The sequence below is a fragment of the Amycolatopsis sp. Hca4 genome (assembly GCF_013364075.1).
Lineage (GTDB): Bacteria > Actinomycetota > Actinomycetes > Mycobacteriales > Pseudonocardiaceae > Amycolatopsis.
This window is the reverse complement of record NZ_CP054925.1, coordinates 7,649,166-7,671,054: the sequence shown is the minus strand read 5'-3', so window position 1 is coordinate 7,671,054 and position 21,889 is coordinate 7,649,166. Positions and strand designations below refer to the sequence as shown.

General features: G+C 71.3%; 28 protein-coding genes. 15 read left to right on the top strand and 13 right to left on the bottom strand.

Features of this window, described 5'->3' with window-relative positions:
* Positions 1 to 18: 18 nt before the first annotated feature.
* Positions 19 to 720, bottom strand: coding sequence for a hypothetical protein (locus HUT10_RS34765; RefSeq protein ID WP_254897150.1), 702 nt, complete (start codon positions 718 to 720; stop codon positions 19 to 21).
* A gap of 209 nt (positions 721 to 929) precedes the next feature.
* Here HUT10_RS34765 and HUT10_RS34760 point away from each other — a divergent pair, with 209 nt between their 5' ends.
* From HUT10_RS34760 to HUT10_RS34750, 3 genes are read left to right on the top strand one after another with little or no spacing between them, the layout of a single operon-like run.
* Complete coding sequence (locus tag HUT10_RS34760) at positions 930 to 1,448, top strand: GNAT family N-acetyltransferase (protein WP_176175052.1); 519 nt, start codon at positions 930 to 932, stop codon at positions 1,446 to 1,448.
* A gap of 8 nt (positions 1,449 to 1,456) precedes the next feature.
* The gene (locus HUT10_RS34755; protein ID WP_176175051.1) at positions 1,457 to 2,416 is read left to right on the top strand and encodes an LLM class flavin-dependent oxidoreductase; all 960 of its coding nucleotides are present in this window, start codon (positions 1,457 to 1,459) and stop codon (positions 2,414 to 2,416) included.
* 50 nt (positions 2,417 to 2,466) lie between these two features.
* Positions 2,467 to 3,072 (top strand): LysE family translocator, encoded by a 606-nt coding sequence (locus HUT10_RS34750; RefSeq protein ID WP_176175050.1) that lies wholly within the window; start codon positions 2,467 to 2,469, stop codon positions 3,070 to 3,072.
* On the opposite strand, the gene HUT10_RS34745 is transcribed toward HUT10_RS34750, so the two are convergent.
* Complete coding sequence (locus tag HUT10_RS34745) at positions 3,069 to 3,614, bottom strand: TetR/AcrR family transcriptional regulator (protein ID WP_254897149.1); 546 nt, start codon at positions 3,612 to 3,614, stop codon at positions 3,069 to 3,071. The two genes, HUT10_RS34750 and HUT10_RS34745, sit on opposite strands and share 4 nt — an antisense overlap.
* Positions 3,615 to 3,688: 74 nt before the next feature.
* Here HUT10_RS34745 and HUT10_RS34740 point away from each other — a divergent pair, with 74 nt between their 5' ends.
* On the top strand, positions 3,689 to 4,429 hold the full coding sequence (locus HUT10_RS34740) for an SDR family oxidoreductase (protein ID WP_176175048.1): 741 nt from the start codon (positions 3,689 to 3,691) through the stop codon (positions 4,427 to 4,429).
* A 30-nt stretch (positions 4,430 to 4,459) separates the two neighbouring features.
* A complete protein-coding gene (locus HUT10_RS34735; RefSeq protein ID WP_254897148.1) occupies positions 4,460 to 5,086 on the top strand; it encodes a hypothetical protein in 627 nt (208 codons plus the stop codon).
* A gap of 34 nt (positions 5,087 to 5,120) precedes the next feature.
* On the opposite strand, the gene HUT10_RS34730 is transcribed toward HUT10_RS34735, so the two are convergent.
* On the bottom strand, positions 5,121 to 5,690 hold the full coding sequence (locus HUT10_RS34730) for a GNAT family N-acetyltransferase (RefSeq protein WP_176175047.1): 570 nt from the start codon (positions 5,688 to 5,690) through the stop codon (positions 5,121 to 5,123).
* A gap of 56 nt (positions 5,691 to 5,746) precedes the next feature.
* Here HUT10_RS34730 and HUT10_RS34725 point away from each other — a divergent pair, with 56 nt between their 5' ends.
* On the top strand, positions 5,747 to 6,157 hold the full coding sequence (locus HUT10_RS34725) for a YafY family protein (RefSeq protein ID WP_176175046.1): 411 nt from the start codon (positions 5,747 to 5,749) through the stop codon (positions 6,155 to 6,157).
* Here HUT10_RS34725 and HUT10_RS34720 read toward each other — a convergent pair.
* The 4 genes from HUT10_RS34720 to HUT10_RS34705 are packed head-to-tail and all read right to left on the bottom strand — an operon-like array spanning position 6,154 to position 9,453.
* Entirely contained in the window at positions 6,154 to 7,026 is an 873-nt protein-coding gene (locus tag HUT10_RS34720) for an ABC transporter substrate-binding protein (protein ID WP_176175045.1), read from the bottom strand. The genes HUT10_RS34725 and HUT10_RS34720 overlap by 4 nt on opposite strands.
* A complete protein-coding gene (locus tag HUT10_RS34715; RefSeq protein ID WP_176175044.1) occupies positions 7,023 to 7,706 on the bottom strand; it encodes an ABC transporter permease in 684 nt (227 codons plus the stop codon). Before HUT10_RS34715 ends, HUT10_RS34720 begins: the two co-directional genes overlap by 4 nt.
* Positions 7,703 to 8,371 carry an ABC transporter permease gene (locus HUT10_RS34710; RefSeq protein WP_176175043.1) on the bottom strand — a complete coding sequence of 223 codons (669 nt, stop codon included), beginning with the start codon at positions 8,369 to 8,371 and terminating at the stop codon, positions 7,703 to 7,705. Before HUT10_RS34710 ends, HUT10_RS34715 begins: the two co-directional genes overlap by 4 nt.
* A complete protein-coding gene (locus HUT10_RS34705; protein WP_176175042.1) occupies positions 8,368 to 9,453 on the bottom strand; it encodes an ABC transporter ATP-binding protein in 1,086 nt (361 codons plus the stop codon). Before HUT10_RS34705 ends, HUT10_RS34710 begins: the two co-directional genes overlap by 4 nt.
* Before the next feature lie 91 nt (positions 9,454 to 9,544).
* Here HUT10_RS34705 and HUT10_RS34700 point away from each other — a divergent pair, with 91 nt between their 5' ends.
* Entirely contained in the window at positions 9,545 to 10,951 is a 1,407-nt protein-coding gene (locus HUT10_RS34700; protein ID WP_176175041.1) for a bis-aminopropyl spermidine synthase family protein, read from the top strand.
* Positions 10,952 to 11,004: 53 nt separating this feature from the next.
* Here HUT10_RS34700 and HUT10_RS34695 read toward each other — a convergent pair whose 3' ends face one another.
* The gene (locus tag HUT10_RS34695; RefSeq protein WP_176175040.1) at positions 11,005 to 12,186 is read right to left on the bottom strand and encodes an NADP-dependent malic enzyme; all 1,182 of its coding nucleotides are present in this window, start codon (positions 12,184 to 12,186) and stop codon (positions 11,005 to 11,007) included.
* Between the two features lie 356 nt (positions 12,187 to 12,542).
* On the opposite strand from HUT10_RS34695, the gene HUT10_RS34690 reads away from it, so the two are divergent.
* The 4 genes from HUT10_RS34690 to HUT10_RS34675 all read left to right on the top strand — a co-directional run bounded on the left by HUT10_RS34690 (position 12,543) and on the right by HUT10_RS34675 (position 14,784).
* Positions 12,543 to 13,148: a dTDP-4-dehydrorhamnose 3,5-epimerase family protein gene (locus HUT10_RS34690; protein ID WP_176175039.1), complete on the top strand. Its 606-nt coding sequence runs from the start codon at positions 12,543 to 12,545 to the stop codon at positions 13,146 to 13,148.
* 64 nt (positions 13,149 to 13,212) lie between these two features.
* Positions 13,213 to 13,632 carry an SRPBCC family protein gene (locus HUT10_RS34685; RefSeq protein WP_176175038.1) on the top strand — a complete coding sequence of 140 codons (420 nt, stop codon included), beginning with the start codon at positions 13,213 to 13,215 and terminating at the stop codon, positions 13,630 to 13,632.
* Positions 13,629 to 14,063, top strand: coding sequence for a MarR family winged helix-turn-helix transcriptional regulator (locus HUT10_RS34680; protein WP_176175037.1), 435 nt, complete (start codon positions 13,629 to 13,631; stop codon positions 14,061 to 14,063). Before HUT10_RS34685 ends, HUT10_RS34680 begins: the two co-directional genes overlap by 4 nt.
* Positions 14,064 to 14,133: 70 nt before the next feature.
* Positions 14,134 to 14,784, top strand: coding sequence for a hypothetical protein (locus tag HUT10_RS34675; RefSeq protein ID WP_176175036.1), 651 nt, complete (start codon positions 14,134 to 14,136; stop codon positions 14,782 to 14,784).
* On the opposite strand, the gene HUT10_RS34670 is transcribed toward HUT10_RS34675, so the two are convergent.
* Positions 14,781 to 15,254 (bottom strand): hotdog fold domain-containing protein, encoded by a 474-nt coding sequence (locus HUT10_RS34670; protein ID WP_176175035.1) that lies wholly within the window; start codon positions 15,252 to 15,254, stop codon positions 14,781 to 14,783. The two genes, HUT10_RS34675 and HUT10_RS34670, sit on opposite strands and share 4 nt — an antisense overlap.
* An 83-nt stretch (positions 15,255 to 15,337) precedes the next feature.
* On the opposite strand from HUT10_RS34670, the gene HUT10_RS34665 reads away from it, so the two are divergent.
* Complete coding sequence (locus HUT10_RS34665) at positions 15,338 to 15,925, top strand: acid phosphatase (RefSeq protein WP_176175034.1); 588 nt, start codon at positions 15,338 to 15,340, stop codon at positions 15,923 to 15,925.
* Position 15,926: 1 nt separating this feature from the next.
* Entirely contained in the window at positions 15,927 to 16,409 is a 483-nt protein-coding gene (locus HUT10_RS34660) for a GNAT family N-acetyltransferase (RefSeq protein WP_176175033.1), read from the top strand.
* On the opposite strand, the gene HUT10_RS34655 is transcribed toward HUT10_RS34660, so the two are convergent.
* A complete protein-coding gene (locus tag HUT10_RS34655) occupies positions 16,406 to 16,876 on the bottom strand; it encodes a hypothetical protein (RefSeq protein ID WP_176175032.1) in 471 nt (156 codons plus the stop codon). The genes HUT10_RS34660 and HUT10_RS34655 overlap by 4 nt on opposite strands.
* Positions 16,877 to 17,200: 324 nt before the next feature.
* On the opposite strand from HUT10_RS34655, the gene HUT10_RS34650 reads away from it, so the two are divergent.
* Entirely contained in the window at positions 17,201 to 18,127 is a 927-nt protein-coding gene (locus HUT10_RS34650) for a diacylglycerol kinase family protein (protein ID WP_176175031.1), read from the top strand.
* 274 nt (positions 18,128 to 18,401) lie between these two features.
* Positions 18,402 to 18,656: a WhiB family transcriptional regulator gene (locus tag HUT10_RS34645; RefSeq protein ID WP_043777259.1), complete on the top strand. Its 255-nt coding sequence runs from the start codon at positions 18,402 to 18,404 to the stop codon at positions 18,654 to 18,656.
* Between the two features lie 427 nt (positions 18,657 to 19,083).
* Here the strand turns inward: HUT10_RS34645 and HUT10_RS34640 are convergent, their stop codons facing one another.
* The 3 genes from HUT10_RS34640 to HUT10_RS34630 form a co-directional block, all read right to left on the bottom strand.
* Positions 19,084 to 20,604, bottom strand: a complete 1,521-nt coding sequence (locus tag HUT10_RS34640; protein ID WP_176175030.1) for a sensor histidine kinase — start codon at positions 20,602 to 20,604, stop codon at positions 19,084 to 19,086.
* 215 nt (positions 20,605 to 20,819) lie between these two features.
* Positions 20,820 to 21,140: a mycothiol system anti-sigma-R factor gene (gene rsrA, locus HUT10_RS34635; protein ID WP_176175029.1), complete on the bottom strand. Its 321-nt coding sequence runs from the start codon at positions 21,138 to 21,140 to the stop codon at positions 20,820 to 20,822.
* Positions 21,137 to 21,760 carry a sigma-70 family RNA polymerase sigma factor gene (locus HUT10_RS34630; RefSeq protein WP_003059778.1) on the bottom strand — a complete coding sequence of 208 codons (624 nt, stop codon included), beginning with the start codon at positions 21,758 to 21,760 and terminating at the stop codon, positions 21,137 to 21,139. The genes rsrA and HUT10_RS34630 overlap by 4 nt, the downstream gene beginning before the upstream one ends.
* Positions 21,761 to 21,889 lie beyond the last annotated feature (129 nt).

Genomic DNA, 21,889 nt, shown 5'->3' with positions numbered 1-21,889 from the left:
TTGTGGGGAGGCCGTTTTCTATTCGAGGGACTCGGAAGCGGCTTTGGCCAGGCTGTGCGCGTTGCGCCGGCACCGTTCGACGTTCCGGTCCGACGGATCGGCGGCGGTGACGACCACGGTCACGTCGACGTTGCCCTGGTAGAACCGCACACCGCACTGCATGGTGCCGCTCTGGCCGTAGTCGACGTCGGCGGCCTCGGTCGCCTTCCCGATCTTCTCGGTGATCGGTTTGGCCCCGTCGTTCACCGCGTTCTCGTAGCCGGCCTTCGCGTACCCGGGCCCGTCGCCGGAGCCCGGCAGGGTCGACTTGGCCAGGAACATCGACAGCGTGCCGGACGACGAGCCGGGCTTCATCCACGAGCAGCTCAGCCGGGACAGCTGGATCTTGTCGTCCGAGGTACTGGCCGGCTCGGCCGGCCCATCACTCGAAAGCGGCGGCAGGTTGTTCATCCGGTTCCCGACCTCACTGCACCGCGGCAGCGAGGAGTACTTGTCGGGTTCACCCGCCGGGGCGCTCGATGCCGGCGACGCACTGGAGCGCTTGTGGTCGCCGGTCAGCAGGAAGAACGCCCCGACACCCACCCCACCCAGCAGAAGAACCCCGGCGACGACGAGCACGACGATCAGCGCGGTCTTCCCGCCCGACTTCGGAGGCGGGTACCCGGGATACTGCGGCGGCGGCTGGTACTGCGGATACGGATACTGGGGTCCTTGCTGCACGAACCGGACACTAGGCCATTCGGGCGCGCCGAGCGGGCCGTTCACCCGAAATCGTCAGACCCCACGGGTAGCTTGGGCCATCGGGGGGTGCTCAGCGCGGGTCGCCGAAACTGTCGGCCCTCTCCGCTGGCGTTGAATCGGGGGCTGCTCGAAACCGCCCGCCGAAACCCGATTGCCGTCCGCCGCCGGTTCGGGGCAAGGTAGCGGCCATGCTGATCCGCCGCGAGACTCCTGCCGACCGAGCGGCGATCCACACCGTCCACGCCGAAGCGTTCCGGCGCGAGGAAGGCGTCACGCCGGTCGAGGCCCCGCTCGTCGACGAACTCCGCGCCGAAGGTGACCTGATCAACGCCCTCTCCCTGGTCGCCGTCCGCGAAGGCACCGTCATCGGGCACGTCTGCTGCAGCCGGGCCCGCATCGGCGAAGACACCACCGTCGCCGTCGGACTCGGGCCGCTCGGTGTGCTGCCCGCGCACCAGAAGAGCGGCGTCGGCTCCGCGCTGGTGCACGCGGTGGTCGCTGCGGCCGACGCGCTGGGCCACGGCGTGGTCGTCCTGCTCGGCAACCCGGCCTACTACTCGCGGTTCGGCTTCGTCACGGCGTCGGACCTGTCGATCACCGCCCCCGATCCGCGGTGGGGCGCGCACTTCCAGGCGCGGACGCTGGCCGCGTACGAACCCACCCAGGCGGGCGCCTTCGAGTACGCCCCCGCGTTTTCCCGGATCTGAGGAGCCGCATGTACGCACCCACGAGGTCGGTCGGTGTCCGGATCAACCGCGAGCAGCCGCCGTCGAAGCTGCGCGACCTCGCGCGCCAGGCCGAAGACGCGGGTCTCGACGAGCTCTGGCTGGTCGAAGACTGCTTCTGGGCGGCCGGCGTCACCACGGTCGCGACGGCGCTGGCGGTGACGTCGACGATCAAGGTGGGCATCGGCGTGCTGCCGGCGGTGGCGCGCAACCCGGCGATCGCGGCGATGGAGATCGCGGCGCTGGCCGAGCTGCACCCGGACCGGCTGATCGCCGGGTTCGGCCACGGCGTCGCGTCGTGGATGCGCCAGATCGGCGCGTACCCGGAGTCCCCGCTGGCGGCGCTGGAGGAGACGCTCGTCGCGGTCCGGCGGCTGCTCGCGGGCGAGCGCGTTTCGATGGACGGCAGGCACGTCCACCTGGACGAGGTCGAGCTGGTGTTCCCGCCGGCATCGCCGCCCCCGCTGGTGGCGGGCGTCCGCCGGCCCAAGTCCCTGGCGGTGGCGGGCGCGGCGGCGGACGGCACGATCCTGGCCGAGCCCGCCCCGCCGGAGTTCGTCCGGACGGCGCTGGAGGGCATCGCGGCCACGGGCCCGCACGCGGTGGTGTCGTACAACTGGCTGGCCCTCGGCGACCGCGAGCGGGCGCGGAAGACGGTCGCGGAGTCCCTGACGCCGGGCTCGCGGGTGCAGGTGGAGGGGCTGCCGTTCGCCGCGGAGCTGCTCGCCCTGCTGGATTCTTCGTCCACAGTGGACGAGCTGGCGGCGGGCCTGCGCCCGGAGTGGATCGACCGCCTGGCGATCTGCGGCGAGCTCGACGAATGCGCGGCGGCGGTCCGGGCACTGCACGAGGCGGGCAGTGGTTCGGTGGTGCTGCTGCCGTTGCCGGAGGATGCACCGGAGAAGGCCATCGAGGACGCGGCCCGCGTGGCAGCGACCGTGCGCGGCTGACCGCCGGAAAAGGAGTTCGCACACCCACCCCGGCGTGTCAGGATCGGCCCATGCCGGTCGACCCGCACCTCCTGCTGGCCTTCCTCCTCACCACCGCCATCGCGATGGTGACCCCGGGCCCGGACATGCTCTTCATCCTCGGCTGCGGCATGCGCGGCGGCCCGAAGGCCGGCCTGCTCGCCACGGCCGGGGTCGCCACCAGCGAAGCCATTCACGTCGCCGTCGCCGCGGCCGGGCTGGCCGCTCTCTTCGCCGCCGTTCCCGTGGCCTTCACCGTCGTGCGGATCGCCGGTGCCGCCTACCTCATCCACCTCGGCGTCCAGGCCATCCGGAACCGCAAGCCGCTCGTCGAGCGGAAGGCGGACCGGGCCTACCTTTCCGGTCTGCTCACCAACCTGCTCAACCCGAAGATGGTCACCTTCACCATCGCCTTCCTGCCGCAGTTCGTCGACCCGGCGAAAGGCCACGTCTGGCTGCAGTTCGCCGTCCTCGGGGCGATCATGATCGTGTTCGAGTTCCTCGTCGACGGCACCGTCGGCGTTCTCGCCGGCCGGGTCGGCGGGTGGGTTCGCCGGAAGCAGAACCAGCGGCGGATCGAGGTCGCGACCGGCGGGATCTTCATCGGTCTCGGCCTCAAACTGGCCACCGACCGCTAGGCACGCAGGCCGTCGACGATCACCGCCACGATCCGGGGCGCGCGCGAATCCCACTCCTCCTGGGGGATCCGGGACAGCGCCCCGAGGAGCAGGATGACGTCGGCAGCGTCGACCCCGAGCCGGATTTCCCCGGCCGCCTGTCCCTGCTGCAGCAGCGTTTCGAGCGCTTCGTCGAGCCGGTGGTGCTGGCCGGAGTAGAGGTCCTGCCACGCCGGCACCTCGATCGCCGCCATGACGCCGCGCTTGACGCGGGCGTACTCGACCAGCCGGTCCAGCCAGCGGGCCAGCGCGTCCAGCGGCGTGTGTTCCGCCAGCAGCGGCGCCACCGTGCCGACGAGCTGGGTCAGCTCGGCCCGGTACACCTCCGCCAGCAGGTGCTCGCGCGTCGGGAAGTGCCGGTAGAGCGTGCCTTGCCCGACGCCCGCCGCCTTGGCGACGCGGTGCAGTTTCAGCTCCTCGGCCGCGCCGTTGGACTCGCTGAGCTCGGCCCGCGCGGCCTCGACGATCCGGTCGCGGTTGGCCACGGCGTCCGAACGGGGCACGGCCACCTCCTCGCATAAATGGACAACTGTCCGGTAGGCTTAACCGGACAGTTGTCAGCTTAGCGGGAGATGCCATGAACAACGGACTGGACAAGGTCGTCGCCATCACGGGTGCGAGCAGCGGGATCGGCGAGGCGACGGCCGTGGAGCTGGCGGGCCGCGGCGCGGCCGTCGTGCTCGGCGCCCGGCGCACCGACCGGCTGGAGGTGCTCGCGCAGAAGATCCGCGACAACGGCGGCCGCGCGGAGCTGCTGGACGTCGACGTGACCCGCCGGGCCGATCTCGAGCGGCTCGTCGCCCTCGCCGTCGACCGCTTCGGCCGCCTCGACGTCCTGGTGGCCAACGCCGGCGTCGCCCGGATCGCGCCGGTGAGCGCGCTCGACGTCGACGACTGGGACGCGATGATCGACGTCAACCTCCGCGGGGTGCTGCACGGCATCGCCGCCGCGCTGCCGGTGTTCCGCGCGCAGGGCCGCGGGCACTTCGTCACGACCGTCTCGACGTCGGGGCTGAAGATCGTCCCGACCCAGGCCGTCTACGCGGGGACCAAGAACGCCGTGCGCACGCTGCTGGAGGCACTGCGGCAGGAGTCGACCGACGGCGCCCTCCGCACGACGTCGATCTCACCGGGGTACGTGCGCACCGAGCTGGTCGACCACGTCGCGGACCCCGCGCAGCGCGAGCAGGCGCAGCAGGCGATGGCCGCGCTCGGCATCGCTCCCGAAGCCGTGGCGCGGGCGATCGCGTTCGCCATCGAGCAGCCGGAGGACGTCGAGATCGGCGACCTCACCATCCGGCCCACCCGGCAGGGCTGAGCGCCGCGGACGCCTGGCAAGGTACGGCCGGTGAACGAGCGTGACTGGCGGGTGCTGCTGCTCGGCGGCGCGTCCGGCACCGGCAAGAGCCGGGTCAGCTACCCGCTGGCCCGGCGGTACCGGGTGCCGATCGTCGAGGTGGACGACCTGGTGCTCGCCGTGCAGCGGATGACCACCCCGGACCAGCAGCCGCTGGTGCACTACTGGGACACCCACCCGGACGCCGCCGGCCTGCCGGTCTCGCGCGTCGTGGAGTTGCAGGTAGCCGTGGCCGAGGCGCTGCGGCCGGCGCTGGAGGCGGTGATCGGCAACCACCTGGAGACCGGCACCCCGGTCGTCATCGAGGGCGACTACCTGCTGCCCGCGCTGGCCGCGCAGGACTCGTTCGCCGGACGGCCGGCCGACGGCCGGGTCCGCGCGGTCTTCCTGCACGAGCCCGACGCCGGTCAGCTGGTGGCCAACTACCGGCACCGGGAACCGCACGAGGGCGAACAGCACAGCCGGGCCCAGGTCAGCGCCCGCTACGGCGACTGGCTGGCCGCGCGGGCCGCCGAACTCGAGATCCCGGTCGTCACCGCGCGACCGTGGGCCACCACGCTGCGCCGGGTGTGCGCCCTGCTGGACGCGCCCGACGGACGCACAGGCACCCGGGGCTAGCGCTCTCTGTCCATGAACCACGCCAATCCCCTGGTCAGCGGAGATCCAGCCGCATCAGCCAGCGGACCCGGCGATCGGCCCGCGCCCCGGTCGGCCGGATCCGTTCGAACCCCGCCGCCTCGAACAGGGACGTCGTGCCGACGTGGGCCGCGCTCGAGCTGATGCGCGCCCCCTCCGGATCGACCGGGTAGCCTTCCACCGCCGGGGCGCCGCACGAACGCGCGTAGTCGACCGCCCCGGCCAGCAGCGCCGCCGACACCCCCTTGCCCCGGTGCGACGAGCGCACCACGAAACAAACCACGCTCCACACCGCTAGGTCGTCGAGCGGCGGCATCGTCCGGGAGCGCTTCAACCGCTCCATGCTCGACCGCGGCGACACCCCGCACCAGCCGACCGGCGTGGCCCCGTCGTAGGCGAGCACGCCCGGCGCGGACTGGCCCGAGCACAGACCGCGGAGCCGTTCGGCCCGCGCTTCACCGCGCAGCGCGCTGTACTCGGCCGACGTGACGCGGTAAGCGAGGCACCAGCAGGCACGCTCGTTCCCGCTCGGGTTGAGGATCGAGGCGACGTCTTCGAAGTGCGAAGCGGGACGAACGATGACCATGGGAGCACCGTAGGATCCGATTCCCGACAAAGCGATGTCGGTTGAGGAGACCGCGGATGGATCGGCTCGTCGGCTCCGGCCGCTACCCGGGGATGACCCAGCTGCACCAAGCCGTGCCCCTGGTCGAACGGCAACACGCCCTGATCGAGGAGATGCGCGCGCGGACACCCCGGTTCGTCAGCGGCCGGGTGCTGGCCGAGCGCACCGGGACGACCGTGCGGACCGTCGAACGCGACATCACACGGCTGCGCACGGCCGGCGTCCCGGTCGAGGTCAAGCGCGGCGCGGGCGGCGGCTACCGGCTCACGATGCCGTCCGTCGTGCCGCCGGTGAGCTTCAGCCCGGGCGAGGTCGCCGCCCTCGTTGCGTCCCTCGTGGCCCTTGGCCCCTACACCTCCGCCACGGCAGCCAGCGCGCTGGGCAAACTCCTCACCGCCTTCCGCCAGCGCGGCGAGCACGTCCGCTAGGCCCGCGCGAGGAACTCCTCCGCGATGTCCAGCGGGTTCCGCTTCTCCTCGGTGAACTGGACGTTCAACCGCGTGAGCTCTTCGGTCGTCAGCGCCGCCGAAACCCGGTTCAGCGCCGCCACTTCCGCCGGCGAAAGCGTTCCCCGGGCCACCAGCGGCACGATGTTCTGCGCCGGGAACATGTTCTTGTCGTCGACCAGCGGCACGAACCCGTTCGCCGCGATCGTGGACGACGTGCTGAACAGGTCCGCCACTTGGACGTCACCGGACTTGAGGGCCGCCACCGTCACCGGGCCGCCGGTGTCGGTCGTGCGGATCTCCTTGAACTCGCAGCCGTACAGCGACTTGATCTTGTCCTTCCAGCGGCTGCTCCACTGGCCCGGCCCGCCGAACACCAGCTCACCGCAGCGCTTCCCGAGGTCGGAGAACGTCTTGATGCCCGAAGAAGCCAGCTGCGGGCCGACGACGAGCAGGTCCTTGTCTTCGGCGGGCGCCTGGTCCAGGACCTCGAAGCCCGCCGGGATCTTCTGCTTCAGCTGGGCGTAGACGTCCTGGGACGTCGTCGCGGTGGTGTCCTTGTCGAAGTAGCGCAACAGGTTCCCGCTGTAGTCCGGCACGACCGACAGCGACTTGTCCTGCAGGGCCTTGACGACGACCTCGCGGCTGCCCACCGGCGGCCGCACGGTCACGTTCGAAGCACCGGCCTGCCGCAGCGCTCCGGCGTAGATCTGGGCCAGCAGCAGGCTTTCCCCGACGTCGGACGCGCCGATGATGATGTCCCCCGACGTGCCGCCCTCGCCGCCACCGGCCAGCGGGTTTCCGCAGCCGGCGACCAGCACCACGACCAGGAGCGAGATCAGCCGCTTCACGCCGACACCTTCTTCACGGCCGCCGCGAGCCGGACACCCCGGGGTACCAGCGCCCGGTTCAGCAACGCGAAGAGCAGGTCGAGGGCGATCGCCAGCACCGTCGTCAGCAGCGCGCCCGCGATCACCTCCGAATAGTCCAAAATGGCCAGTCCGTCGAGCAGGAACCGGCCGAGGCCACCGAGTCCGACGTACGCGGCCACCGCGGCGGTCGCCACCAGCTGCAGCACGGCGTTGCGGATCCCGCCGAGCACGAGCGGCAGCGAGATCGGCACCTCGACCTGCCACAGCCGCTGCCAGCCGGTCATCCCGACCCCTTCGGCGGCGTCGACCACCCCGTGGTCGGTCGCCTGCAGCCCGGCGTAGGTGCCGGCCAGGATCGGCGGCACGGCCAGCACGACGAGCCCGATGATCGTCGAGGTGACGCTCTCGGTGAAGAGCAGGAACAGGAACGTGACCAGACCCAGCGTCGGCAGCGCGCGGATGGCGTTGCCGACGCTGACCAGCGCAACGCCGCCGCGACCGGTGTGGCCCACGAACAGCCCCAGCGGCACCGCGATGACCAGCGCGATCACCAGCGACAACGCCGTGTAGCCGAGGTGCTCCAGCAGCCGCTGCGGGATGCCGTCCGGCCCGGACCAGTGCGCCGGGTCGCCGAACCAGTGGACGAGATCGGTGATCACGGCGCCCCCACCCGGGTCCACGGCGTCAGGAGGTTGCGCGAGCCCACCAGCAGCAGGTCGACGACCAGCGCCAGCACCAGCGTCAGCACGATGCCGACCACGATCGGCGAGAAGTACTCGCGCTGGAAGCCGTCGGTGAACAGCACGCCGAGGCCGCCGGTGCCGATCAGCGCGCCCACGCTCACCAGGCTGATGTTGCTGACCGACGCGACCCGCACGCCGGCCGCCAGCACCGGCACCGACAGCGGTAGTTCGACGGCGAAGAACCGCCGCACCGGCTTGTACCCGACCGCGGTCGCGGCCGCGATCACCGGCGGCGGCACCGCGTCGAGCGCGTCGAGCACCGGCCGGACCAGCAGCGCCGTGGTGTAGATCGTCAGCGCGACGACGACGTTGGCGCTGTCCAGGATCTTCGTCCCGATCAGGCCGGGGATGACGACGAACAGCGCCAGCGACGGGATCGTGTAGAGCAGGTTCGCCAGCACCATGAGCACCTGCCGCGCGGGCTGCCACCGGCTGCCGAGCCAGCCCGCCGCGATCGCGAGCACGATGCCGAGCACCAGCGGGAGCAGCGCCAGGTAGACGTGATCGCCGAGGTCACCGAGGATCTGCTCGCGGTTGTTCGCGCTGCCCAGGTAGCGCCCGAGCTCGTCGAAGAAGCTCATGACGCCTGGGGCGCGCCCTCGATGACGTCCAGGACCTGCCGCGCGACGACGGCGCCGAGCACGCGGTGTTCTTCGTCGACGACCACGCCGAGGCTGGCCGGCGACGACAGCGCCGCGTCCAGCGCGCCGCGGATCGGGGTCCCGCGCACCCAGAGCGAGCCGCCCGCCACCAGGTCGGCTTCGGCCAGTGCTCCGTCCACAGTGGAGTTCGGTGGCAGCCAGCCGCGGGGCTGCTTCTCGGTGTTGACCGCCAGCCGCCAGCCGTCGCTCGCCGGCACGGGCGAGCCGATCTCGACCAGCTCCAGCTCCTTGACCTCGACACCTTCGGCGGAGAGGAACGACAGGCCCCGGTAGCCGCGGTCCCGGCCGACGAACGACGCGACGAAGTCGTCCACCGGGTGCCGCAGCACGTCGGCGGGGGTGCCGTACTGGGCGAGCTTGCCGCCGACGCGCATCACGGCCACCTTGTCGCCGAGCCGGACGGCCTCGTCGATGTCGTGCGTGACGAACACGATCGTCTTGCCCAGCTGCGACTGCAGCCGCAGCAGCTCGTTCTGCAGGTCTTCGCGCACGATCGGGTCGACCGCGGAGAACGGCTCGTCCATCAGCAGCACCGGCGAGTCCGCGGCGAGTGCGCGGGCGACACCGACGCGCTGCTGCTGGCCGCCCGAGAGCTGGGCGGGGTAACGCTTGCCGAGCTCGACCGGCAGGCCGATGATCTCCAGCAGCTCGGCAGCACGTTTGCGGGCCTTGGCCTTGTCCCAGCCGGAAAGCAGCGGCACGGTGGCGATGTTGTCCAGCACCGTCCGATGTGGAAAGAGGCCGGCGTGCTGGATGACGTAGCCGATGCCGCGGCGCAGCAGCGCCGGGTCGCCCTCGGCCACGTCCTTGCCGTCGAGCAGCACCTGCCCGCCGGTCGGCTCGACCATCCGGTTGATCATCCGCAGCGACGTCGTCTTGCCGCAGCCGGACGGGCCGACGAACACGGTGATCGTGCCGTCTTCGACCGTCAGGTTCAGCTTGTCGACGGCGACCGTCCCATCCGGATACTGCTTGGTCACGTCGCGGAATTCGATGGTCACTGCCACTCCCCATGTCCGGTGCGTTCGACCGTAGCCGAGTCCGCGGTGGTTGGCACGCCGTTCCGGCAGGTGGCCACTAGGCTCGGAGTCCGTGAAGGCCCTCGACGACGTCCTCGCCGCGCACGGCGTCGGCGTCCGCCCGCTGTACCGCGTCCTCGACCTGCTGCGCACCGGTGACCACGACCTCGGCGAGCTGGTGCGCCTCTCGACCGCCCCCCGACGCAGCGTGGAGGCCGTCCTCGCCGCCCTCGGCGACGACCTCGACCGCAGCGGCGACCGCCTGCGCATCGCCCCCGGCGTCGCGGCGTCGTACCTGCAGTACCGCGCGCCGCGCTTCGCCGACCCGCTCGACGAAGCCGTCGCGACGCACGAGCTGCTGCCGAAGGTCGCCGAGTGGGTGGCCGAGGTGCCCTCGCCGCTGGCCGCGCTCGACCACGTGCAGGCCACGCCGGAGACCGTGCTGCGCCGCGCGCTCTGGCTGGACACGCAGTACGACCTCACCTCGGCGCGGCTGCTTTTCCTCGGCGACCACGACCTGACGTCCCTGGCCGTGCGGGCGGTCTGCCCGTCGGCCTCGCTGACCGTCGTCGACCTCGACGAGCGGGTGCTGGCTTACCTCGACGACCGTGGCGAGCGCGGGATCGCCACGGCGCACGCGGACCTGCGCGTCGGCCTGCCCCCGGCGTTCGCGGGCCGGTTCGACCTGGTGTTCAGCGATCCGCCGTACACGCCCGAAGGCATGGGGCTGTTCGCGGCGCGCGGGGTGCAGGCGCTGCGCGAGCCGAGCGAAGGACGGCTGCTGCTGGCCTACGGCTACAGCCCGCGGCACCCGGCCCTGGGCGCGCAGGTGCAGCGGTCGCTGGCCACGCTCGGGCTGACGTTCGAGGCGATCCTGCCGGGCTTCAACCGCTACTTCGGGGCACAGGCGATCGGCAGCGCGGCGGACCTGTACGTCTGCCAGCCGACGGCGAAGGCCAAGAAGATGCGCAGCGGCAAGGCGATCTACACCCACGGGCCGCAGTCGGTGGAGGCGGCGGGCACGAAACCGGCGCTGCTGGAGAAGCTGAAGGAGATCGCGGGCGCGGGCGGCCTCGCGCTGGAGTCGCGGCCGGTGGACTGGTCGATCTCCGGCCCCGAAGGTGACGCCGTCGCGATGGACCTCTCGGCCGACCCTGGCCCGTGGCTGCTGCGGACACTGCTGGGCACGAACGCCCGGCGCCTGGCCCTGCTGCTGCCGAACGCCCACCCGGACCTGGCCGACCAGGCTTCCCAGGAGGCACTGGCGTCACTCGTCCGGGGGAAGTACGCGCTGCGGTACCTGCGGAGCACGCCGGACAACCGGCACGCGGTGGTGGTCGCGGAGGCGGTGGAGCACCAGGACGAGGTCCTCACCCGCGCCCACGCGCGCCTGGCGAACGTCTCCCTCGACGTCCCGGCCGACCTGGTGGACCTGCGCCTGGTCGACGTCCCCCGCCACCGCCTGGCGGAACTGCTCTGAACCCGCCGAAGGCGGCCCTCCCAGCAGGAAGGGCCGCCTTCGCGAAACCGGGCTCAGTCCGTGACGCCGTCGGCTTCCGCGGCCTTCGCCACCGCTGCTGCGACCTCCGGGGCCACCCGCGGGTCGAGCGGCGACGGGACGATCCGGTCCGGGCCGAGGTCGTCCATCGCCACCGAGACGATCGCCTCGGCCGCCGCCAGCTTCATGTTCTCCGTGATCGCCCGCGCGCCCGAGTCGAGCGCACCGCGGAAGACGCCGGGGAAGGCCAGCACGTTGTTGATCTGGTTCGGGAAGTCGCTGCGCCCGGTGGCCACGATCGAGGCGTACCGCGCGGCCGCTTCCGGGTGCACCTCCGGGTCCGGGTTGGACAGCGCGAACACGATGCCGCCGCCCGCCATCCGGCCCAGCAGCGACTCGTCGATCGTCGCGCCCGACAGGCCGAGGAACACGTCCGCGCCTTCCAGCGCCTCGGCCAGCCCACCGCGCAGGCCCGCCTTGTTCGTCGTCGCGGCCAGCCGCTCCTTGACCGGGTTCAGGCCCTCGCGGCCGGCGTGGATGATGCCGCGGGAGTCGAGCACCGTGACGTCGCCGATGCCGGCTTCCTGCAGGATCTTCGCGCAGGCCACGCCCGCCGCGCCGGCGCCGGAGACGACCACGCGCTGGTCGGCGATCGCCCGGTCGAGGACCAGGTTGGCGCCGCGCAGGGCGGCCAGCGTCACGATCGCCGTGCCGTGCTGGTCGTCGTGCATGACCGGGCAGTCCAGCGCCTCCTTGAGCTTGTCCTCCAACTCGAAGCACCGCGGCGCGGAGACGTCCTCCAGGTTGACCGCGCCGAACGACGGCCGCAGCCGGACCAGCGTCTCGACGATCTCGTCGACGTCGGTCGTGTCGAGCACCAGCGGGATCGAGTCGAGCCCGCCGAAGGTCTTGAAGAGCACCGACTTGCCCTCCATGACCGGCAGCGACGCGCTGGCGCCGATGTCACCGAGGCCGAGCACCGCCGTCCCGTCGCTGACCACGACGACCAGCCGGTCCGCCCACGTGTAGCGCTTGGCCTTGGCCGCGTCCTCGGCGATCGCGCGGCTCACCTTCGCCACCCCCGGGGTGTACGCGATCGAAAGGTCACGCGGGCTGGAAATCGGGCGGGTGGCCGCCACCGAGAGCTTGCCGCCCTCGTGCCCGGTGAAGATCTCTTCGTCGGTGACCGGCGCAACGCCGCCGGTGGGGTCGGTCATGGGATTTCCTGTCGTTGTTTCCGTCATCCCCCCAGTGGGAATGACGGAACTCGCGGTTCGGACTTGGCTCACTGGAATTTCTCCTGGGCATGCGGCTGGGACCACGGCTTGCAGGGGAAACCGTGGGGGATCCCGGCACGGCAGCCCAGCGCGGTAGCGCCGGCCTGTCGGCGAGGCGTCACGTCGGCCATCGGTGCCGTGGGTCTGGCGATGGCCGCGGACGCGGCGGTTCGTTCATTGTGACAGGTCCCCCGCCACCGATGACCCCTCGGTGCGGCTGATGTCACACCGGCGTCGATTTCCGGCAATTCCCAAGACGTCCGTCCGGTTTTGTTGCCGCCCGATAAGGTGATGACATGCAATTCCGCCGGCTGAGCGTCCCGGACGCCTACGAGTTCTCGCCCCGGGCCTTCCCCGACGACCGGGGCCTGTTCGTCGCCCCCTTCCAGGAGGACGTCTTCCTCGCGGCGGTCGGCCACCCGCTGCGGCTCGGCCAGTCGAACCACAGCGTGTCCCGGCGCGGCACCATCCGCGGCATCCACTTCGCCGACACCCCGCCCGGCCAGGCCAAGTACGTCTACTGCCCGCGCGGGTCGCTGCTCGACGTGGTCGTCGACATCCGCGTCGGGTCGCCGACCTTCGGCCAGTGGGATTCGGTCGTGCTCGACTCGCGGGAGTTCCGCGCGATGTACCTCGCCGAAGGGCTCGGCCACGGCTTCATCGCCCTCGAAGACGACACGATGATGACGTACTTCTGCTCGGAGCCGTACAACCCGCGCGGCGAGCACGGCATCACCCCGCTCGACCCCGCCCTTGACCTGCCGTGGCCCGCCGGCATCGAGCAGGTCCTGTCGGACAAGGACCGCGCCGCGCCGACCCTGGCCGAAGCCGAGGAGCAGGGCCTGCTCCCGATGTACGCCGACTGTGTCGCCTACTACGACAAGCTGCGCTCGGCGAACTGACCACCACCGTCCCGGGCCGCTCGGCCGCTTGCGGATTTAGTAAGCGCGCATATAGTCTGCCCGCATGGCACTTTACGAGTACGAGCACAGCGAGCCGTCCGCCGCACCCGCCGCCGCGATCTGGCCGCTCTGGGCCGAGACCGCCCGCTGGCCGGAGTGGGACGCCGGCGTCCGGTCGGTGGTCCTCGACGGCCCCTTCGCGGTCGGCAGCACCGGCACGATGACGATGGACGGCATGCCGCCGATCCCGTTCACCCTCACCGAGGTCACCGAGGGCCGGAGCTTCACCGACGAAACCCGTCTGCCGGACACGTTCCTGCGGTTCGAGCACGTCCTGACCGACGTCGACGGCGGCACGCGGATCACCTACCGCGTCACCATCGACGGTCCCGAGGGCTTCGGCCCGCAGGTCACGTCGGACACCCCGGACGCGATGCGCGCACTGGCTCGCCTCGCCGAGGCTGAGGCAAGCTCCCGGGTATGACCGCCCCCGAGTCCCGCCTGCCCGGCCCCGACCGCAGCCCCGGCTTCCTGCTGTGGCGCGTGACACTGGCCTGGCAGCGGGCGATGCGGGCCGCGCTGGCCCCGCACGACCTCACGCACGTCCAGTTCGTGCTGCTGACGACGACGTGGTGGCTCACCCGCGCGGGCGAGCCACCCACCCAGCGGCAGCTCGCCGACCAGGCGGGCACCGACACGATGATGACCAGCCAGGTCGTCCGCAAGCTCGCCGAGCGGGGTCTGCTCGCCCGCGCCGACGACCCGGCGGACGCCCGCGCGAAGCGCCTGGAAGTCACCCCGGCCGGCCTCGACCTGGTCGCGAAGGCACTGAAGGACGTCGAGGCTGCGGACGCCGAGTTCTTCGCGGCCACCGACGACGGTTTCGTCGACGCGCTCGCCCGGCTCGACCCCTGACCGAATCCCGGGTCTTCCCTGGGGACGATCCCGGATGTCCCGGCGCCCCGGCCCGAGCAGGCTCACCGCCATGAAACTTCTCGCACTGGGGGCGGCCGCGGCCGCGTTGGCACTGCTGCCGGGTACCGCGTCCGCGGACGAACTGCCGGCCTTCGACTTCACCGGCTGCCCGGCGCCGCCGGCGAACGCCGACCCGGGCACCTGGCGCTGCGAAGCCTTTGTCTCACAGGGAAAGCTGACGATCGGCGCCCGGGAGCTCCCGCTCGGAGAGATCCGGCTGACGTTCAGCGAGGGCCGGGTCAACGGCCAGTACGCGCAGGCGTTCGGCTCGCTGCGACACGAACCGGTGCGCGTGCCCGGCCTCGCCGGCACGACGATCCAGCTGCGCTACGGCGGCTATTCGGACTTCCAGAGCAACGCCGACCGCCGCGGCGAGCTCGACCTCTACGCCGTGCTGCGACACCCGTTGCTGCGCAAGGAATGCAGCATCGGAACGGCGGCCGTGCCGCTGCACTCGGTCGTCCACGACGACCCGGCGCTGCCGCCGACGGTGCTGTCGAAGAACCCGCCGACCTACCACTTCGGCGTCGTCGACCCGGACCTCGCGCTCCCGGCGACGCAGGGCTGCGGCCCGCTCGGCAAGCTCGTGGACCGGAAGCTGGGCCTGCCGGCGCCCGCCGAGTTCCACCAGTCGACGTACGTGCAGTACAAGCAGCTCTAACGCTTCTTCGGTGTCACCCAGATGGTGATGGTCCCGGTGACCACCGGTTTGCCGTTCGTGTCCGAAATGGTCACCGGGACCTCGAGGTCGAAGCCCTCGGCGCCGAACTCCGGCAGCTCGGGCAGGGCCGCCACCGCACGCAGGCCCGTCTCGGCCTTCGCGACGTACTGGACGTTCATGCCCTTGGGCAGCCAGCGGTGCGTGGTGGGAACGGTGGCCTCGGCGAGCATGCCCATCGCGATCTCGGCGAGGTTGCAGGCGGCGATCGCGTGGAACGTGCGGATGTGGTTGTGAACACCCCACCACTTCGGCGCGGTCACCTCGCAGTGGCCCGGACGCAGCTCGCGCACCGACGGCAGCACCGTGCGGAAGTACGGCACCCGGAGGCTCATCGCGGCACTGAACAGCTGCTTCCCGCCCGGCTTCCCGGCCAGCTTGTGCCACATCGCGAAGGTCGGTGTCACGGACATGGGGGTCTCCTCGAACTAAGCTACCGTTCAGTAGCTAAGCAGACGGCCAGCCGCCGCGCAAACGGCCGGGTATGTTCGGCCGGGTGGCGAACCGTCTCTTCCTCCTCCGGCACGGGCAGACCGAATGGTCGCTGAACGGGCGGCACACCGGCCGCACGGACATCCCGCTGACCCCGGCGGGCGAAGGCCAGGCCCGCGCCGCGGGCGGCACCCTCCGCAGCCTGGTCGGCGGCCCCTCGCTGGTGCTGTCGAGCCCCCGGGCCCGTGCGCTGCGCACAGCCGCGCTGGCCGGGCTGCGCGTCGACGAAGTCACCGAAGACCTGGCCGAGTGGGACTACGGCGAGTACGAAGGCGTCACCACGCCGCAGATCCGGGAGACCGTGCCGGACTGGACGGTCTGGACCCACCCGAGCCCCGGCGGCGAAAGCGCTTCGGACGTCTCCGCCCGCGCGGACCGCGTGCTGGAGCGCGCGCGGCAGGCCTGCGAAGCCGGCGACGTGATCCTGGTGGGTCACGGGCACTTCAGCCGCGTGCTGGTGGCCCGCTGGATCGGCCTGCCCGCCACCGCCGGCGTCCACTTCGGACTCGACGCGGCCGGCATCGCCGTGCTCGGCGACGAGCGCGGCGAACCCCAGATCGAACACCTCAACCTGCTGCCCGCGGAGGACTGACGTGCCCGACGACCGCATCCGCCGGATCCGCCCTTCGGACGTCGAAGCGGCGGTCGGCCTGGCCCACGAGCTCGCGGCGTACGAGCGCGCGCCGGACGAGTGCCACCTGACCCCGGCGCAGCTGCACGAAGCGCTGTTCGGCGCGGAGCCGAAGCTGTTCGGGCACGTGGCCGAAGTGGACGGCGAGGTCGTCGGCTTCGCGGTCTGGTTCCTGAACTATTCGACCTGGCGCGGGGTGCACGGCATCTACCTGGAGGACCTCTACGTCCGGGAGTCCCAGCGCGGGTCGGGCCTGGGCAAGGCCCTGCTGGCGGCGTTGGCGGCGGAGTGCGTCGCCAACGGCTACGCGCGGCTCGAGTGGTCGGTACTGGACTGGAACCCGGCGACGGAGTTCTACAAGGCCCTGGGCGCGGTCCCGATGGACGAGTGGACGGTCAACCGCCTCACCGACGCGCCGCTGAAGGCGCTGGCCGCCCAGGCTTAGTCCTCTTCGCCGCCTTCACGCTCGGCACGGCGGCCGGCGAGACCGCCGCGTTCGGCCGCCTCCGTCTCCGTCTCGCCTTCGCGCAGCCCCAGCGCCCAGGCCCGCGACGGCCGCCGGAACAGCAGGACCAGGGCCACGATGCCCAGCAGCGCGATCGGGACGCCCCACAGCGGCTCGCCGGACGGGCCGAGCAGGTACCAGCCGAGCCCGATCACGATCAGCGCGATCACCACGCCCGGCGAGCGCGCCCACGTCCGGCCCAGCACCAGCCCGGCCGACGCGGCCAGGAACGCCAGCGCGACCACGATGAACGTGCCCGACTCGACGAAGACGTTGTTGCCGGGCTGCGCGGGCGCGCCCAGGCCGTTCACCAGCACGACCACCCCGAACACCAGCAGGGCGAGGGACGGCACCGCGGTGACCGCGCCGGCCAGCCGGACCTCACGGGGAGCGGGCGAGAGCTTCACTGCGGCGGCCTTCCGGTCTGCGGCGAACAGGTTTTCGCGAGAGGCACAGTGGACTCGACCAGGGCGAGTAACCGTGCGTGAGCTCTTTCGATCGTATGCCACCCGGTCGGCCGTTTTCCCCGGGCCGCCCGCGCGTCGAAAATCAAGATGTCGTCGATGAGCGGGCGGTCGGCCCGGGTGCACTTGTCACGACGAGCGGACACTCGCGTACGAAGGAGGGCCGCCCGGCACAGGGTCTCGAACGTGCTGTTCCCCGGGGTTGCGCCCGTCACCATGCGGCGCCGGAAGGTTCTCGGGCCGCCGGAAGTCACTTACTCTGCGGTAATGCGCGCAATCCTCGTCGTGAACCCCCAGGCCACCTCGACCACCGCGGGTGGCCGGGACGTGCTGGCGCACGCGCTCGCCAGCCAGGTCAAGCTCGACGTGGTCGAAACGGACTACCGCGGCCACGCGATGGCCGTCGCGCGCTCGGCCGCGCGGGACGGCATCGACCTGGTCGTGGCGCACGGCGGCGACGGCACGGTCAACGAGGTCGTCAACGGCCTGCTGGCCGACGCGGACGGCGACCCCGCCGAGATCGGCCACGTCCCCGCCCTGGGCGTCGTCCCGGGCGGCTCGGCCAACGTGTTCGCGCGCGCCCTCGGCATCTCCGCCGACTCCTTCGAGGCCACCCACCAGCTGCTCAACGCGCTGGAGCACGACCGCTCGCGCCGGGTCGGGCTCGGCCTGGCCGACGGGCACTGGTTCACCTTCAACGCCGGCCTCGGCTGGGACGCCGACGTCGTCGGCCGGGTCGCCAAGCGCCGCGGCAAGCAGACGACGGCCGGCCTCTACATGCGGGCCGCCGTCCGGTCGTACTTCCGGCCGCCGCTGGGCCGCCCGACGCTGACCATCCGCGTCCCGGGCGAGGAACCCGCCGAGGCGCTGACCGCTTTCGTGTCGAACACCGATCCGTGGAGCTACCTGGGCGAGCGTGCCGTCCACCTCAACCCGGGTTGCTCGTTCGAGACGGGATTGGGCTTGTTCGCGCTGAACGGTCTGGGGTTGCCCACCGTGTTCAAGCATGTACGCCAAGCTTTGGCTACGAAGAGCAACCAACGCGGCCGGCGTCTCGTGCGTCACGATGACCTGCCGATGATCCGCATCGACGCAGCTGAACCGGTAAACTTCCAGGTGGACGGCGACCTCGTCGGCCAGCGGACTCGAGTCGAATTCTTCAGCGTCCCGAATGCACTCACGGTAATCGTGTGACGACGGGACCGCTGATCGCCTGCGGATAAGTGCCAGGTGCCGTTCGTCGACGGAGAAGCTCCACTCAGCGCATCAGCCTTCCCTTCGGACGGCTGTTTCGGAGAGAAACCGCAGGTCAGAGGGGTCGCTCGGCCGGGTGACCTGACTCACCGATCTCCCGGAAACCCTTGTCGAAAGCGGTGCTTCGTGAAAGCATTCACAAGCACCCAAGAAGACGACCGCCATTGACGACTGTGGCGCGGCCCTCCCGCGCCATATGAAGGAGCTCACGAACATGGACTGGCGCCACGACGCGGCCTGCCGAGACGAGGACCCCGAGCTGTTCTTCCCGGTGGGAACCAGCGGTCCTGCTCTGTCGCAGGTTGCTCAGGCGAAGGCCGTGTGCCACCGCTGCCCCTCCGCTTCCGACTGCCTGGCCTGGGCTCTGGCCAGCGGCCAGGACGCGGGCGTGTGGGGCGGTATGAGCGAGGACGAGCGACGCGCTCTCAAGCGCCGCCGTACGCACATCGGCACGCGTACCAACGCCTGATTCTCGAGATCCACCCAGGCCGAGCAGGAATTTCACCCGGCGGGCATTCGTCGTGCCCACGCCGTCTGGGGTGATACCTACCCGGCTTGAGCTTAACAACCGAGGCGAAACCACCCGGCAACGGGTGCGCTGAAACCTCACCGGGACTTCAAGTCCTCCCGCGAAGCGCTGAACGGCCCGGCACCACGCACCTGGTGCCGGGCCTTCAACGTGTCGCCCCTCCAATCACGCGTAATGCCTCCCCAATCACGCGAGATACCCCTCCAATCACACGGGATCCGCGCCCAATCACGCGAGACCCGCATTCGCGCACACGAGCCGCCCCGCCAAATACGCAAACCGACCCTCTGGGTACGCGAGTCGTCCGCCTGAGTACGCGAACCGACCCTCCAGGTACGCGAGTCGTCCGCCTGAGTACGCCGAATCCTCAGAGGCGGCGGGACAGCGGGATGCGCAGCGCGGCTTCCGTCCCCGTCACGCGGGTCGACGACGTCTCCGACCGCACCTTCCGCAGCGACAGCGAGCCCCGCAGCTCGGACTCCACCAGCGTCCGCACGATCTGCAGCCCCAGCCCGTCCGACCGCTCCAGCGAGAACCCCGCCGGCAGCCCCCGGCCGTTGTCGCGGATCACGACGTCCAGCCAGCGGGCCGAGCGCTCCACGATCAGCTCGACCTTGCCCGGCCGGCCCGCCGGGAACGCGTGCTCGATCGCGTTCTGCACCAGCTCGGCCAGCACCATCACCAGCGGCGTCGCGATCTCCGCGACCACCACCCCGAACGAGCCCTTCCGCGACAGCCCGACCTGCGACTCCGCCGTGGCGACCTCGCCGACCATCGGCAGCACGTTGTCGAGCAGCTTGTCGAGGTCGACGCGCTCGTCCACCGAAATCGACAGCGCCTCGTGCACCAGCGCGATCGACGTCACCCGCCGCACGGACTCCGCCAGGGCGAGCCGCGCCTCCTCCGACGTCGTCCGCCGGGACTGCAGCCGCAGCAGGGCCGCCACCGTCTGCAGGTTGTTCTTCACCCGGTGGTGGATCTCCCGGATCGTCGCGTCCTTGGACAGCAACGCACGGTCACGCCGCTTGACCTCGGTGACGTCGCGGACCAGCACCAGCGCGCCCGCCGCCTGCCCGGCCGGCCGCAGCGGCAGCGCGCGGAACAGCACGACGGCGCCGCGGCGCGAATCGGCCTCCGTGCGGCTCGACGGCTTCCCGTCGAGGGCCTCGATGATCCGGTGGGACACCTCGGTCGCGTCGAACGGGTCGCGGATCAGCGACCGCGTGAGCGGCGCCAGCCGGGTCCCGACCAGGTCGGACTCGTGCCCCATCCGGTGGTACGCGGACAACCCGTTCGGGCTGGCGAACACGACCGTGCCGCTCGAATCGAGCCGGATCAGGCCGTCGCCCACCCGGGGTGACGTGTGCGTGTCGGTCGCGTTCGTCCCGTTCGGCGGGAACGTGCCGTCGACGATCATCTGGCACAGGTCGCCGGCGCTGCCCAGGTACGCGATCTCCAGCGGCGACGGCACCCGCGGCGCCGCCAGGTTCGTCTCGCGGCTCATCACGGCGATGACCTCGTCGTGGAACCGCACCGGGATCGCCTCCCGCCGCATCGGCAGGTCGCGGTACCAGTGCGGGTCCTCCTCGCGGCAGATCCGCACCTCCCGCATGGCCTTCGCCAGCTGCGGGTGCTCCTCGACGGTGAACCGCGTGCCGACGACGTCCTCGGGGTGCGCGGTCGGCGCCGTCGTCGGCCGCGCGTGCGCGACGCAGACGAAGTCGCCGCCGTCCGGCTGCAGCTCCTCGCTCACCGGGACCCACAGCAGGAAGTCGGCGAACGAGAGGTCGGCCAGCAGCTGCCACTCCGCGACGACGGTCTGCAGGTGGTCCGCCGCCTCCCCGGGGAGGCCGGTGTTGTCGGCGAGCAGTTCGGCGAGCGTGGACACGCACCCCATCCAACCAGAGCGGGACGTCATGACACACTTGAGAGGTTGACCAGCTTTGACGACGAGGAGTGAACATGTCGAAGCGCGCCCGCAAGCGTCGCAGCCGGAAGAAGAACGCCGCCAACCACGGCGGCAAGCCCAACTCCTGAGCCGGCGCCGGCACGCAAAAAGGCCCCCACACGATCGTGCGGGGGCCTTTGTCGTGCTCGGGCGCGTTATTCGGAGCGCTGTTCGAGGGTGATCTCGGTGCGTTCCACGGTGACACCGCCACGCGAGGCGACCGTCTGGCGGATCGACGCGCGCAGCCGGCTCTTCAGCTCGGCCGGGGCGTGGTCACCGCCGCACTTGCGGGCGAGCAGCTGCTTGATGTGCTCGTCGATGCCGTACTCCTCGAGGCACGGCGGGCAGTCCTCGATGTGGGAGCGCAACGCGGCGTCCCGCTCGGGGCTGCACTCGCGGTCGAGCAGCAGGTAGATGTCGGCGAGCGCCTCTTCGCAGCGCACCTTGTCGGACGCGCCCTCGCACATGTCGTTCATCGCCCGGCCACCTCCTCCTTGGCACCCCGGATGAAGCCGCGCTCACGCGCGACGTCGGCGAGCAGGTCGCGCAGCTGCGCGCGCCCGCGGTGCAGACGGGACATCACGGTGCCGATGGGCGTGTCCATGATCTCGGCGATCTCCTTGTACGCGAAGCCCTCGACATCGGCCAGGTAGACGGCCAGCCGGAACTCCTCGGGCAGCTTCTGCAGGGCGGCCTTGACGTCGGTGTCGGGCAGGTTGTCCATCGCCTCGACCTCGGCCGACCGGAGCCCGCTGGAGGTGTGACTCTCCGCCTTGGCGATCTGCCAGTCGGTGATCTCCTCGGTGGGCGCCTGCACCGGCTGCCGCTGGCGTTTGCGGTAGCCGTTGATGTAGGTGTTGGTCAGGATGCGGTACATCCAGGCCTTGAGGTTGGTGCCGGCCTTGAAGGACGCGAAGGCGGCGTACGCCTTCAGGTAGGTCTCCTGGACCAGGTCCTCGGCATCGGCGGGGTTGCGGGTCATCCGCATCGCGGCCGAGTACAGCTGGTCGAGCAGCGGCATCGCGTCCCGCTCGAAGCGCTCGGCGCGCTCGGCCTCGGTCGCTTCTTCCGGAGCTGAGTTCTGCGTGCTCGGCAAACCGTTCCCTTCCCGCTCGGCGTCGATGCGCGTGCGCGCATACGGCGGACCCGAGTTTACGCGGGGACCGGGCACGCCGCGGGTCGCCGGTGCCTCGGGACGGCGGCGGCTGCGTGAGCGTGTGGTGGC

Coding starts and splice junctions, on each gene's coding strand:
- HUT10_RS34760 (WP_176175052.1), top strand. CDS start 930: ATGCTGATCCGCCGCGAGACTCCTGCCGACCGAGCGGCGATCCACACC.
- HUT10_RS34755 (WP_176175051.1), top strand. CDS start 1,457: ATGTACGCACCCACGAGGTCGGTCGGTGTCCGGATCAACCGCGAGCAG.
- HUT10_RS34750 (WP_176175050.1), top strand. CDS start 2,467: ATGCCGGTCGACCCGCACCTCCTGCTGGCCTTCCTCCTCACCACCGCC.
- HUT10_RS34740 (WP_176175048.1), top strand. CDS start 3,689: ATGAACAACGGACTGGACAAGGTCGTCGCCATCACGGGTGCGAGCAGC.
- HUT10_RS34730 (WP_176175047.1), bottom strand. CDS start 5,690: ATGGTCATCGTTCGTCCCGCTTCGCACTTCGAAGACGTCGCCTCGATC.
- HUT10_RS34725 (WP_176175046.1), top strand. CDS start 5,747: ATGGATCGGCTCGTCGGCTCCGGCCGCTACCCGGGGATGACCCAGCTG.
- HUT10_RS34710 (WP_176175043.1), bottom strand. CDS start 8,371: ATGAGCTTCTTCGACGAGCTCGGGCGCTACCTGGGCAGCGCGAACAAC.
- HUT10_RS34695 (WP_176175040.1), bottom strand. CDS start 12,186: ATGACCGACCCCACCGGCGGCGTTGCGCCGGTCACCGACGAAGAGATC.
- HUT10_RS34690 (WP_176175039.1), top strand. CDS start 12,543: ATGCAATTCCGCCGGCTGAGCGTCCCGGACGCCTACGAGTTCTCGCCC.
- HUT10_RS34685 (WP_176175038.1), top strand. CDS start 13,213: ATGGCACTTTACGAGTACGAGCACAGCGAGCCGTCCGCCGCACCCGCC.
- HUT10_RS34680 (WP_176175037.1), top strand. CDS start 13,629: ATGACCGCCCCCGAGTCCCGCCTGCCCGGCCCCGACCGCAGCCCCGGC.
- HUT10_RS34675 (WP_176175036.1), top strand. CDS start 14,134: ATGAAACTTCTCGCACTGGGGGCGGCCGCGGCCGCGTTGGCACTGCTG.
- HUT10_RS34670 (WP_176175035.1), bottom strand. CDS start 15,254: ATGTCCGTGACACCGACCTTCGCGATGTGGCACAAGCTGGCCGGGAAG.
- HUT10_RS34650 (WP_176175031.1), top strand. CDS start 17,201: ATGCGCGCAATCCTCGTCGTGAACCCCCAGGCCACCTCGACCACCGCG.
- HUT10_RS34645 (WP_043777259.1), top strand. CDS start 18,402: ATGGACTGGCGCCACGACGCGGCCTGCCGAGACGAGGACCCCGAGCTG.
- rsrA (WP_176175029.1), bottom strand. CDS start 21,140: ATGAACGACATGTGCGAGGGCGCGTCCGACAAGGTGCGCTGCGAAGAG.